This is a genomic window from Streptomyces cavernicola, assembly GCF_029968035.1.
GTDB lineage: Bacteria > Actinomycetota > Actinomycetes > Streptomycetales > Streptomycetaceae > Streptomyces > Streptomyces cavernicola.
Genome location: NZ_JASCIQ010000077.1, coordinates 1 through 12337, shown reverse-complemented (window position 1 = coordinate 12337; position 12337 = coordinate 1). Strand labels below are relative to the sequence as shown.

At 70.3% G+C, this 12337-nt stretch carries 8 protein-coding genes and 1 pseudogene; 2 read left to right on the top strand and 7 right to left on the bottom strand.

Annotated elements, in window-relative coordinates:
- Positions 1-64: 64 nt before the first annotated feature.
- Complete coding sequence (gene pepN / locus QIS96_RS37190; RefSeq protein ID WP_282547308.1) at positions 65-2683, bottom strand: aminopeptidase N; 2619 nt, start codon at positions 2681-2683, stop codon at positions 65-67.
- Between the two features lie 163 nt (positions 2684-2846).
- On the opposite strand from pepN, the gene QIS96_RS37185 reads away from it, so the two are divergent.
- The gene (locus tag QIS96_RS37185) at positions 2847-3509 is read left to right on the top strand and encodes a mycothiol-dependent nitroreductase Rv2466c family protein (RefSeq protein ID WP_282547307.1); all 663 of its coding nucleotides are present in this window, start codon (positions 2847-2849) and stop codon (positions 3507-3509) included.
- Positions 3510-3545: 36 nt separating this feature from the next.
- On the opposite strand, the gene QIS96_RS37180 is transcribed toward QIS96_RS37185, so the two are convergent.
- From QIS96_RS37180 to QIS96_RS37165, 4 genes and pseudogenes are all read right to left on the bottom strand, one after another.
- On the bottom strand, positions 3546-3770 hold the full coding sequence (locus QIS96_RS37180) for a hypothetical protein (protein ID WP_282547306.1): 225 nt from the start codon (positions 3768-3770) through the stop codon (positions 3546-3548).
- Between the two features lie 185 nt (positions 3771-3955).
- On the bottom strand, positions 3956-4597 hold the full coding sequence (locus QIS96_RS37175; protein ID WP_282547305.1) for a superoxide dismutase: 642 nt from the start codon (positions 4595-4597) through the stop codon (positions 3956-3958).
- A gap of 535 nt (positions 4598-5132) precedes the next feature.
- A pseudogene (locus QIS96_RS37170) lies at positions 5133-6539 on the bottom strand (amino acid permease); the annotation flags it as partial.
- Between the two features lie 121 nt (positions 6540-6660).
- Complete coding sequence (locus tag QIS96_RS37165; protein ID WP_408907328.1) at positions 6661-8082, bottom strand: amino acid permease; 1422 nt, start codon at positions 8080-8082, stop codon at positions 6661-6663.
- A gap of 272 nt (positions 8083-8354) precedes the next feature.
- On the opposite strand from QIS96_RS37165, the gene QIS96_RS37160 reads away from it, so the two are divergent.
- Positions 8355-8939, top strand: coding sequence for a biotin transporter BioY (locus QIS96_RS37160; RefSeq protein ID WP_282547304.1), 585 nt, complete (start codon positions 8355-8357; stop codon positions 8937-8939).
- 482 nt (positions 8940-9421) lie between these two features.
- On the opposite strand, the gene QIS96_RS37155 is transcribed toward QIS96_RS37160, so the two are convergent.
- The gene (locus tag QIS96_RS37155) at positions 9422-10774 is read right to left on the bottom strand and encodes an FAD-binding oxidoreductase (RefSeq protein WP_282547303.1); all 1353 of its coding nucleotides are present in this window, start codon (positions 10772-10774) and stop codon (positions 9422-9424) included.
- Positions 10775-10906: 132 nt separating this feature from the next.
- A complete protein-coding gene (locus tag QIS96_RS37150; protein ID WP_282547309.1) occupies positions 10907-12325 on the bottom strand; it encodes an amino acid permease in 1419 nt (472 codons plus the stop codon).
- Positions 12326-12337: the final 12 nt, after the last annotated feature.

Here is a 12337-nt window from a genome sequence, read left to right as displayed (position 1 = left end):
CCCCCCCCCCCCCCCCTGGGGGGGGGGGGGGCCCCCCCCCCCCACCCCCGCCCGAATGACCGGACTACGCCCCCGCGTCGCAAGCCTGCCCGCGCAGCACCCGCGCCAGATCGTCCCGGGCCTCGATCACGAGCCGCCGCAGCGCAGGAGCGGAATCCGCGTGCGCCGCCAGCCACGCGTCCGTGTCGGCGAGCGTCGAGGGCGAGTCGAGCAGCGCCGGGAACAGGCCCCGCACCACATGCATGCCGATCTGGATCGACCGCTCCTGCCACACCCGCTCGATCGCCTCGAAGTACTTCGGCGCGTACGGCGCGAGCAGCTCCCGCTGCGTCGGCTGCGCGAACCCGGCGATCGTCGCCTCGACCAGCGCGTTGGACAGCGCGTCCGACTCCACGACCTGCGCCCACGCCTGCGCCTTGACCGCGGCGGACGGCCGCGCGGCCAGGCACCGCACCTGGTGCCGCTTGCCGGACGCGGTGTCGTCGCGCGCCAACTCGGCGGCCAGGGCGGCCTCGTCGGCCCGGCCGTGCGTGGCGAGCGGCTCGAGGAAGGACCAGCGCAGCTCCTGGTCGACGTCCAGGCCGTCGATCTTCGCGGTGCCGTCGAGCAGCCCCTGAAGCAGCTGCAGGTCGTGGTCGGCCGCCGCGACGGAGGCGAAGAACCGGGCCCAGGTCAGCTGGTGCTGGCTGCCCGGCTCGGCGAGCCGCAGCTCGCGCAGGGCACCCTCGGCGACGAGCCGGCCGCCCTCCTCGCGCCAGTCGGGGGCGGCGTAGTGGGTGAGCGCGGAGCGGGCCCAGGTGTGCAGCATCTGCAGCACGCCGATGTCGCTCTCCTGCCCGGCGAACCGCAGCACGAGGCCGATGAAGTCCCGCGCGGGCATGAGCGCGTCCCGCGTCAGGTTCCACAGCGCCGACCAGCACAGGGCGCGGGCGAGGGGGTCGGTCAGAGCGCCGAGGTGGGCGCGGAGCGTGTCCAACGACGCCTCGTCGAAGCGGATCTTGCAGTACGTGAGGTCCTCGTCGTTGACCAGGATCAGCTCGGGCCGCTCCTCGCCCGCCAACTCGGCGACGACGGTGCGCGGCCCGTGCACATCGGTCTCGGCCCGCGCGTACCGCACCAGCGCGCCCTCCGCGTCCCGCCGGTACAGGCCCACGGCGACGCGGTGCGGCCGCAGTTCGGGGTGTGAATCCGCGGCCTCCTGCAGCACGGCGAGCTCGGTGATCCGGCCCTCCGCGTCGTAAGTGGCCAGCGGGGTGAGGGAGTTGACCCCGGCCGTCTGCAGCCAGGACCGCGCCCATTCGCCCATGTCACGGCCGGAGGTCTCCTCAAGGGCGGACAGCAGATCGCCCAGCTCCGTGTTCCCGTACGCGTGCCGCTTGAAGTAGCGCCGCGCGCCCTCCAGGAACGCGTCCTGCCCGACGTACGCGACGAGCTGCTTGAGCACGGACGCGCCCTTGGCGTACGTGATCCCGTCGAAGTTGAGCTTGGCCGCCTCCAGGTCGTGGATGTCGGCCGTGATGGGGTGCGTGGAGGGCAGCTGGTCGGCGCGGTACGCCCAGGACTTGCGGTTGTTGGCGAAGGTGATCCAGCCGTCGGTGAAGCGGGTCGCGCCGACCATCGAGAAGGAGCCCATGAAGTCCGCGAAGGACTCCTTGAGCCACAGGTCGTCCCACCACTGCATGGTGACGAGGTCGCCGAACCACATGTGCGCCATCTCGTGCAGGATGACGTTGGCCCGCCGCTCGTACGACGCCTGCGTCACCTTGCCGCGGAAGATGAACTCCTCGCGGAACGTGACGAGTCCCGGGTTCTCCATCGCCCCGAGGTTGTACTCGGGCACGAACGCCTGGTCGTACTTCCCGAACGGGTACGGGTAGTCGAAGTGGTCGTGGAAGAAGTCCAGGCCCTGCTTCGTCACCAGGAACACGTCGTCGGAGTCGAAGTAGGGGGCGAGGCCCTTGCGGCACATCGCGCCCAGCGGGACCGTCAGCCGCGTGCCGTCCGCGAACTCGCGCTCGTACGTGTCGGTGACGTAGTGGTACGGGCCGGCCACGAACGCCGTGATGTACGTGGAGATCGGCTTGGTCTCCGCGAACTTCCAGACGCCGTCGACGAGTTCTCCCTCCCGTCTCCCACCACCACCCTTCCAAAGAGCTTCGCGCCCCATTGATTCGCCGTTGGACCACACTGTCCAGCCCTCGGGCGCCGTGACCTCCATCCGGTACGGGGCCTTCAGGTCGGGCTGCTCGAAGTTGGCGAAGACGCGCCGCGAGTCGGCCGGCTCGTACTGCGTGTACAGGTACACCTCGCCGTCCTCGGGGTCGACGAAGCGGTGCATGCCCTCACCGGTGCGGCTGTAGGCGCACTGCGCGTCGACCACCAGCTCGTTCTCGGCGCGCAGGTCCTCCAGGACGATGCGGGAGCCGTCGAACACCTCGGACGGGTCGAGGTCCGCGCCGTTCAGGGACACGGCGGTCACGGACGGGGCGATCAGGTCGGCGAAGGTCGCGGCGCCCGGCTCGTTGCAGCGGAACCTGATCGTCGTCACCGACCGGAACGTCCGCGTCCCGGTCTCGCTGCCCCCGATCGCCGACCGGAGGTCGAGGGCGACGTCGTACCCGTCGACGGACAGCAGGGCGGCCCGCTCACGGGCCTCGTCACGGGACAGGTTCTCACCGGGCACAGGCGCTCCTCTGGGCTCACTCGGCTGGTCTCGGCTTGCTCGAAGTGTTCCCGATCCTGCCATGTGCCCTCGCGCCGAGGCATCCGGGAATGCCTGGGCGGCGCCCGCTGTTGTCGGCTTCTGGACGCGCATGACAGCCACCGGATTCCGCATGAGGAGAGACATGACGACCAAGGCGTCGAACGAGTCGCAGGACAAGGTCATCGCCGACTTCTGGTTCGACCCCCTGTGCCCCTGGGCCTGGATGACCTCGCGCTGGATGCTGGAGGTGGAGAAGGTCCGCCCGGTGCAGGTCCGCTGGCACGTGATGAGCCTCAGCGTGCTGAACGAGAACCGCCTGGACGAACTCCCCGAGGGCTACCGCGAGTTGCTCGCCACAGGCTGGGCCCCGGTCCGCGTGGTGACGGCCGCGCAGCAGCTGCACGGCGACGAGGTCGTCGGGGAGCTCTACACCGCGATGGGCACCCGCTTCCACAACCGCGGCGAGGGCGCGACGCGCGAGGCGATCGCCGGAGCCCTGAAGGACGTGGGCCTGCCCGAGTCCCTGCTCGATTTCGCGGACTCGGACAAGTACGACGAAGAGCTGCGCGCCTCCCACAAGGAGGGCATCGACCTGGTCGGCCAGGAGGTCGGCACCCCGGTCATCGCGGTGCCCGGTGCGGACGGCGAGCAGATCGCGTTCTTCGGCCCCGTCGTCACCCCCGCCCCGCAGGGCGAGGCGGCGGCGAAGCTCTGGGACGGCACGCTCCTGGTCGCCTCGACCCCCGGCTTCTACGAGATCAAGCGCACCCGCACGCAGGACCCGGACTTCTCCAACCTGGCCTGAGCCTGCCTGCTTCGACCTGTTCCGGGCTGCTCCTGGCTACTCCGGCTCGTTGAGCTCGCTGAGCCGGATCGGCTCGGGGAAGGGACGCTTGTTCCACCCGGTCCGCAGGTTGAAGCAGTCGGGCGCGACGCAGACGAGGAACTCGTTCACGCTCGACCGGCCGAGCCGCCGGCGCAGCTTGGCCTGCTCCTCCTCGTCGAGCTTGCGGTGTTCCTCGTAGGAGTCGCAGGTGAAGCAGTACTTCTCCGTGGTGCGAGCCATGACGTGGCCCCCTCTCGGCAGGGAAGGGCAAGGAGCCTAGGCCGGTGCGCCGCAGCGATACCAGTACAAATCACGCCGAAAGGCCCTCGGGAGTCACATCCTCCCGGGGGCCTTCCGTCATTCCGCCCGCCCGGTGAAGGTTGAGAAGACGATCGCGAGGCGGGGCGTCTGCGGGGCTGCAGGCCTCAGGGGGCGAGCAGCAGGTTGTACGAGCGCTCCTTGGCGGCCGCGTAACGCTTCGCCACGTCCTGCCAGTTGACGACGGCCCACATGGCGTCGATGAAGTCGACCTTCTGGTTCTTGTACTGCAGGTAGAAGGCGTGCTCCCAGGCGTCGAAGACGAGGATCGGCGTGGAGCCCTGGCCGACGTTGCCCTGGTGGTCGTAGATCTGCTCCACGATCAGCCGCCCGCTCACCGGCTCGTACGCGAGCACGCCCCAGCCCGAACCCTGCGTCGTCGCCGCGGCCTTGGTCAGCTGCGCCTTGAACCCGGCGAACGAGCCGAACGACTCGGCGATGGCGTCCGCGAGGTCGCCCACACCGTCGGCGGCCAGCGGCTCGCCGCCGCCGTCACCGGTCATGTTCTGCCAGTAGATGCTGTGCAGGATGTGCCCGGACAGGTGGAACGCCAGGTTCTTCTCCAGGCCGTTGATCGACCCCCAGGACTCCTTGTCGCGCGCCTCCTCCAGCTGCTCAAGGGTGTCGTTCGCGCCCTTCACGTACGCCGCGTGGTGCTTGTCGTGGTGCAGCTCGATGATCTCGGGGCTGATCACCGGAGCCAACGCGGCGTAGTCGTAAGGGAGTTCCGGGAGTGAGTAGACGGCCATCGAGATCCCCTCCAGCGCTTATTGCCATGAACTTGCAACTGCAGGCTAGCAGCAAGAGACCATGCCGGCACGGTGGACCCATGGGTGCGCGCGTACGACGAAGGCCCCCACCCGGATGTCCCGGGCGGGGGCCTTCGTCGTACGGAGAGAGTCGTACGGAGAGAGCGGGGCAGGGTCAGCTCTTGGCGTCGACCTTCTGCTTCTCGGAGTCGTCGGACTCATCGGAGTCGTCGGACTCGTCGTCCTTGGCGTCCTTGGCATCCGTCTTGGGCTCGGCGTCGTCGGCCTTGTCCGCAACCTTGTCCGAAGCCTCAGCCTCAGCCTCGTCGGCCTTGGCCTCGTCCTTCGGCTCGTCGGCAGCCTTCTCCTCGACCTTGTCCTCGGCGGTCTCAGCAGCCTCGGGGGTCTCGGTGGCCTCCGGAGCCTCAGCCGCCTCAGCCGCCTCGGCCTCCGCGTCGCCGCCCGCAGGTGCCGGCGGCAGGTTGCCCGCCTTCAGCTCCTCCAGCTCGGCGGCCAGGGCGTCGACCTTGGAGTGCGCGGCCTTCACGGAGTTGGACTGCTGCAGGACGTAGCCGATCACGGCGAGCACGATCGTCAGGCCGCCCGTGTAGTACAGCTGGATGCGGGTGCCCTCCTCGCGCGCCATGAGGACGAAGACCGCGGCCATGCCGGCGAGCGCCACCCACGTCAGGTACGGGTAGAGCCACATCTTCACGACGAGCTTCTCCGGCGCCTCGCGCTGCAGCTTCTTGCGCATGCGCAGCTGGGCCCAGGCGATGAAGAACCAGACGACGAGGATGATCGCGCCGATGATGTTCAGGAGCCAGGCGAACAGCGTGTCCGGGTACCAGTAGCTGAGCAGCACGCAGACGAACCCGAAGACGCTGGAGGTCAGCACGGCGACACGGGGGACGCCGCCGGAGATCTTGCCGAGCAGCTTCGGGCCCTGGTTGCGGGCGACGAGCGAGCCGGCCATGCGGGAGGCGCCGTAGATGTTGGCGTTCATCGCGGAGAGCAGGGCGATGAAGACGACCACGTTCATGATCTGGCCGGCGGCCGGCAGGCCGAGCGCCTCCAGGGTCACGACGTACGAGCCCTTGTCCGGGTTGGGCAGCTGCGGGTCGTTCCACGGGACGAGGGTCGCGATGACGGCCATCGAGCCGACGTAGAAGATCGCGATGCGCCACATCGCGGTGCGCACGGCCTTCGCCACGCCCTTGACCGGGTGCTCCGACTCGGCCGCGGCGATGGTGACGGTCTCCAGACCGCCGTACGCGAACACGGAGGCGAGCAGGCCGACGATCAGGCCCTCGCTGCCGTTCGGGAAGAAACCGCCCTCACCGGTGAGGTTGGACAGGCCCGGCGGCTCGTGGTTCGGCAGGACGCCCGCGATGGCGGCGACGCCGATGCCGAGGAACAGCACGATCGCGCCGATCTTCAGCGCGGCGAACCAGAACTCGAACTCACCGAAGTTCCGCACCGAGATCAGGTTGGTGATGCAGAACAGCAGCATGAAGAGGGCGACGAAGGCCCACTCCGGCACGTTCGGCACCCAGCCGTGGGCGATCTTCGCGGCGCCGATGCCTTCGAGGCCCACGGCCACGCAGAGCAGGAACCAGAAGGACCAGCCGGCGGTGAAGCCCGCCCACGGGGCGATCGCCTTCTCGGCGTGCACCGAGAAGGAGCCGGAGGCCGGGTTGGCGGCGGCCATCTCGCCCAGCATGCGCATGACGAGCATGACGAGGGCGCCGGAGATCGCGTACGCGATGATGATCGACGGTCCGGCCGCGGAGATCGCGGCGCCGGAGCCCACGAACAGTCCGGCCCCGATCACGCCGCCGAGGGCGATCATCGAGAGATGGCGCTGCTTCAGGCCGTTGCCGAGCTTGGTGTCGGTGGCGGTACCCGAATCTTGCTCTTTATCCAGAGATGTCCGAGACATGGTCGAGGGCAGTCCAGTACGTGAGACGGTAGAAGGCCACGCCAGTGTGAGTGCCCTCTCCGTTCAGCAGAAGATCCAGCTCGGTATCCGGACAATTCTTTGACCGGAAGTGTGCGGTCCGTCACCGCGCGTCGCGATGCCGTCGCTCTCGCCACTCCCGCAGGCCCGCGACCGCCATCACCGCGGCCGTCGCGCCCGTCGACCAGAGCAGCTGCGGCCGCGCCTCCGCGTCCGTCAGCATCAGCCCGACGACCGCGGCGATCGCGGCGAGCGACGCCCAGGTCAGCCAGGGGAAGCCCCACATCTTCAACACGAGTCGCTCGGGCGCCTCGCGCTCGATCAGCCGCCGCAGCCGCAACTGGGACACGGCGATCAGCGCCCACACGAAGAGCAGCACCGCGCCGACCGAGTTGAGCAGGTACTTGAAGACCGAGTCCGGCCACTTCAGGTTGAGCAGTACGGAGATGAAGCCGAACGCCACCGAGGCGAGCACCGCGAGCCGCGGCACCCCGCCGCCCGACACCTGGAGCAGCGACTTCGGGGCCTCCCCGCGCTCGGCGAGCGAGAAGATCATCCGGGACGAGCCGTACAGATTGGCGTTGAGCGCCGAGAGCAGCGCCACGAACACCACGATGTTCATGATCTGCCCGGCCGAGGGCACCCCGATCGAGTCCAGCACCGCCACGTACGGGCTGAGCCCCGCCTTCTGCTCGGTCCACGGGAGGACGGCCACGATCACCAGCATCGAGCCGACGTAGAAGAAGAGGATCCGCCAGACCGCGCTGCGCACCGCCCGCGCCACCGAGCGGGCCGGGTCGTCGGACTCGGCGGCGGCGATGGTCACGACCTCGAGGCCGCCGAACGCGAACACCACCGCGAGGACACCGGAGATCACGCCCTCCCAGCCGTTCGGCAGGAACCCGCCCTGCCCGGTGAGGTTGGTCAGGCCGACCGGTTCCGTCTCCGGCAGCACACCGAAGACCGCGAGCGTGCCGAGGACGAGGAAGAGCAGGATCGCCACGACCTTGAGCAGGGCGAACCAGAACTCGAACTCGCCGAAGTTCCGCACCGCGACCAGGTTCGCGCCGGTGAAGAACAGCATGAAGATCAGCACCCACGCCCACTGCGGGACGGAGCTCACCCACCCGTTGGCGATCTGCGCGGCCGCGGTCGCCTCCACGGCGAGCACGACGACGAGCATCATCCAGTAGAGCCAGCCCACGCTGAACCCGGCCCAGCGCCCGATCGCCCGCTCCGCGTGCACCGAGAACGAGCCCGAGGCCGGCATCGCCGCGGACATCTCGCCGAGCATCCGCATCACCAGCATCGCGAGCGCGCCCGCGATGAGATACGAGAGGACGATGCCGGGCCCGGCCACGGAGATCCCCGCGCCGGAGCCGACGAACAGGCCGGCGCCGATCACGCCGCCGAGGCCCAGCATGGTCAGATGCCGCTGCTTCAGGGCGTGGGAGAGCGGCTCCGACTCCTCCAGGGGCGGCTTCGGGTCCTGCGGCGCGGCCGCGCGGGCCGGGGAGTCGTGCATGTGGTGGGCGCTCTCAGCGATTTGGTGGGACCCCACAGTCTCTCCCCGGAGCCCCGCATTCCGCAAAAGGGACCCTTCTGCTCCGAGCTCGCCCTGGCCTCCAGTGATACGGGTCACGCCGTCGCGGGGTGTGGGGGTCGGTCTTTGTGTGGATCACACCAACTCCCCAACAGCCGCTTTGTCAGCGCCTCATGGTGATCGCGCGCGCACGCGTGGGCTAACGTCGCAAGGTCCCGTACGACCGTCGCACCACGTCCTGCCAGGGAGTCCCCATGGCCACTGCAGCCGTCACCACCCGTCCCGGCCAGGTCCTCGCCGACCTGCTGCCCGCCTCGCGCACCCGTGACGCCGCGCTGGTCGTCGGCGGCGCCGTGCTCACCGGGCTCGCCGCCCAGGTGGTCGTCCCGGTGCCGGGCTCCCCGGTCCCGGTCACCGGCCAGACCTTCGCCGCGCTCCTCGTCGGCACCGCGCTCGGCGCCCGCCGCGGCTTCGTGGCGCTTGCCGTGTACGCGCTCGCCGGCATCGCGGGTGTCCCGTGGTTCCAGGGCGGCACCGCAGGCTGGGGCGGGGCGTCCTTCGGCTACGTCCTCGGCATGCTGCTCGCCGCCACGCTGGTCGGCGAACTGGCCCGCCGCGGCGGCGACCGGTCCGCGCTGCGGATGGCGGGCACGATGGCGCTCGGCTCGCTCGCGATCTACGCGGTGGGTGTGCCGTGGCTGATGGCCGCCACGGGCATGTCGCTCACGGCGGCCCTGGCTGCGGGCGTCGCTCCGTTCCTCATCGGCGATGCGTTGAAGGCTGCGCTGGCGATGGGACTGCTCCCGTCGGCCTGGAAGCTGGCGGACCACAAGGGCTGAGCCCTTCCTCCCCCGGGGGCCCCGCCCCCCCGGGCCCTTACTCCGGAACTCCGCCCCGCCCCGCGAGCCGTTCTCCGGGGCTGCGCCCCGCCCCCGGGCCGTCCTCCGACTGCCGCGCCGTCGTGGCTGGTCGCGCAGTTCCCCGCGCCCCTGTTTCGGGGCTGCGCCCCGTCCCCGGGTCGTCTTTTGGCTGCTGCGCCGTGGTGGCTGGTCGCGCAGTTCCCCGCGCCCCTGACGGGGCTCGTATCGCCGCCCGAATTCAGCCCCTCCGGCGTTTGAGATGGGGGTCCCCCCTGCTCGAGCGAAGCCGAGAGCTTGGGGGAGGGGGTCCGGGGGGCTGGCCCCCGTGCCGACGGCAGTCTTTCGGGAAGGGGCGGGGTGGGGATCTGAATCGGGGTCCGGGGCGGAGCCCCGCGGCGGGGGCCGGGGTGCCGCCCCCGGAGCTGTCCGCTGAGGACTTTCGGGGAGGGGCGGGGTGGGGATCAAAAGGCGCTGGGGCCGAAGACGCCCCTGGGGTCGTACGCCAGCCGCACCGCCCCCAACCTCCGCAGCACACCCCCCTCGTAGGCATCACGTACGACCAACTCCCCATGGTCCCCGAACAGATGGTTCCGGTTCCGCCCCAACCGAACCCCCGCAAGCGGCGCAAGCACATCCGCGTGGAGCGCCCGAGCCCCCGAGCGGTCCAGCTCGAACAGCCCCGACAGCACCGACACCAGATACCGGGCTCCCCGAAACCCCACGGCATTCGGCACCTGCGGCTCCCGCCCCATCGCCCCGCCCAGATGCTTGATCTGCACCACCGCGCCGGCCCGCGCCCCCTCCCCGGTGAGCGCGCCGAGCGCCTCCTCCGGTACGGCCGTGACGAGCGCGTTGTCCCCGTCGTACGGATGCGGGTGCGGCGGGTCGCTGTGGATCGTGTGGCTCTCGGTGTACGGCAGCACCCGCAGGTCGTCGAAGAGCGGCCCCAACTCCCGCAGCGGCGCGACCAGTCGCGCACCCTCGGCCGCGCTCCCGGTGAAGGCGACCCGTACCGCCATCACGTACCGCCCCCGGTACGCCTCCGGCGCGAACGGTGCGTCCGGCCAGGTCATGAGGGCCACTGACGAGGTCAGCGCCTCGGGCAGGTCCGCCGTCCACCGCAGGTAAGCGGCCAGCGCCCCCGGCACCTGCTCGTCCGCGAACGCCAGGACACCCCCGTACAGCTCGGCGAGCGGCACCAGGTCGAACTCCACGGCCGTGACGACCCCGAACCCGGCGCCGCCCCCGCGCAGCGCCCAGAACAGCTCGGGCTCGGAGTCCGCGGTGACGTGCCGCAGCGCGCCGTCGGCGGTCACCAGGTCGAAGGAGCGGACGCGGTCGGCGGCGTACCCGAACTGCCGCCCCAGGATGCCGAGTCCGCCGCCGGTGAGGTAGCCGACGACGCCGACGCCGGGCGCCGAGCCGTTCAGCGGAGCGAGGCCGTGCGCGGCGGCCGCCTCGATCACCTCGGCCCAGACGACCCCGGCCTCGGCGCGGGCGGTGCGGGCGGCCGGGTCGATGCGCAGCCCCTTCATCCGGCCGGTGGAGACGAGCACGCCGCCGTCGCTCGCCGCGGCGAGCCCGTGCCCGGTGGACTGCACGGCGACGCCGAGCCCGTGCGCGGCCGCGTACCGCACCGCGGCCCGTACGTCGTCGGCGTGCTCCGCGCCCACGGCGAGCACGGGGCGATGGGCGTACGCGGTCTGGAAGCCCTGCCGCTCCTCGTCGTACCCGGTGTCGCCGGGCCGGAGGACGGGGCCGCGGGTGTCGAGGAGAGGGAGCACTGGGGAGGTGGAAGTCCGGTTCTCGTTCATGCGGCCACTGTCACGGCATTACCTGACAACTTCCGTCAACTTTTTTCGGCAGAGCCCCCTGCACGTGCGTACGACAGCGCCCCCTCCGGTGACGGTTCACCGAAGGGGGCGCTGTGCGCGGAACGAGCGGGCTCAGGCGTCGAGTTCGGCGTTCAGGTCCGTGTCGGCCGAGGTGCGGTTCCGGCCGCGTTCGCGGGCGAGTGCGATGCCGATGACGAGGGCGGCGACGAGGAGGGACAGGAGGACCTGCTCACGGCCGGTGTCGTCGAAGAGCATGTAGACCAGGACGAACGAGATCATGCCGATGGTCGCCCAGGTCAGATACGGGAACGCCCACATCTTCACCACGAGCCGTTCGGGCATCTCGCGCAGGATGATGCCGCGCATCCTCAGCTGGGTGAAGCAGATGACCAGCCACACGAACAGGGCGACCGCGCCGGAGGAGTTGAGGAGGAACGCGAACACGGTGTCGGGCCACTTGTAGTTGAAGAACACCGCGACGAACCCGAACACGACCGAGCCGAGGATCGCCGCCTGCGGCACACCCCGCACCGTCGTCCTCGCGAACGCCTTCGGCGCGTCCCCGCGCTTGCCCAGCGAGAACGCCATCCGCGAGGCCGTGTACAGACCCGAGTTGAGACAAGAGAGCACCGCGGTCAGGACGATGACGTTCATGACCTGCCCCGCGTGCGGGATCCCGATCGAGTTCAGCGCCGCCACATACGAGCCGTCCTTCACGATCGCCGCCGCGTTCCACGGCAGCAGCGTGATCACCACGAAGATCGAGCCCAGGTAGAACACCGCGATCCGCCAGATCACCGAGTTGGTGGCCTTGGTGACCGCGCGCTGCGGGTTCTCCGACTCACCCGCCGCCAGCGTGACGATCTCACTGCCCATGAACGAGAACACGACCATGAGCACACCCGTCAGGATCGCGCCCGGACCCTTCGGGAAGAACCCGCCCGTGTCCGTCAGATGCGCCAGACCCGCGCCCGGGTTGTCGGAGCCGGGCAGCACCCCGAACACCGCGAGCAGACCGATCGCCACGAACGCGCCGATCGCGACGACCTTGATCCCCGCGAACCAGAACTCGAACTCCCCGTAGGAGGCGACCGACGCCAGATTCGTCGCCGTGAGCACCACCATCACGATCAGCGCCCAGGCCCACTGCGGCACCGCCGGCACCCAGCCCTCCAGGATGACCGCGCCCGCGGTCGCCTCGACCGCCAGGACCACGACCCAGAAGAACCAGTACAGCCAGCCGATCGAGAACCCGGCCCAGCGGCCGAGCGCCCGGTCCGCGTACTCCGAGAACGAACCCGACGTCGGATTCGCCGCGGCCATCTCGCCCAGCATCCGCATCACCAGGACGACCATCGCCCCGACCAACGCGTACGAGATGAGAATGGCCGGCCCGGCCGCCGCGATACCGGCGCCGGAACCGACGAACAGGCCGGCCCCGATCACCCCACCGATGGCGATCATGGACAAGTGGCGGTTCTTGAGACCCGCCTTCAGGCCGTCACCGGACGGAGCCTCTTCCGGGGGTATGGAAGGGCTGTC

What these genes read in the sequence shown, in the direction of transcription:
- QIS96_RS37185 (WP_282547307.1), top strand. Translation starts at nt 2,847, where the DNA reads ATGACGACCAAGGCGTCGAACGAGTCGCAGGACAAGGTCATCGCCGAC.
- QIS96_RS37180 (WP_282547306.1), bottom strand. Translation starts at nt 3,770, where the DNA reads ATGGCTCGCACCACGGAGAAGTACTGCTTCACCTGCGACTCCTACGAG.
- QIS96_RS37175 (WP_282547305.1), bottom strand. Translation starts at nt 4,597, where the DNA reads ATGGCCGTCTACTCACTCCCGGAACTCCCTTACGACTACGCCGCGTTG.
- QIS96_RS37165 (WP_408907328.1), bottom strand. Translation starts at nt 8,082, where the DNA reads ATGCACGACTCCCCGGCCCGCGCGGCCGCGCCGCAGGACCCGAAGCCG.
- QIS96_RS37160 (WP_282547304.1), top strand. Translation starts at nt 8,355, where the DNA reads ATGGCCACTGCAGCCGTCACCACCCGTCCCGGCCAGGTCCTCGCCGAC.
- QIS96_RS37155 (WP_282547303.1), bottom strand. Translation starts at nt 10,774, where the DNA reads ATGAACGAGAACCGGACTTCCACCTCCCCAGTGCTCCCTCTCCTCGAC.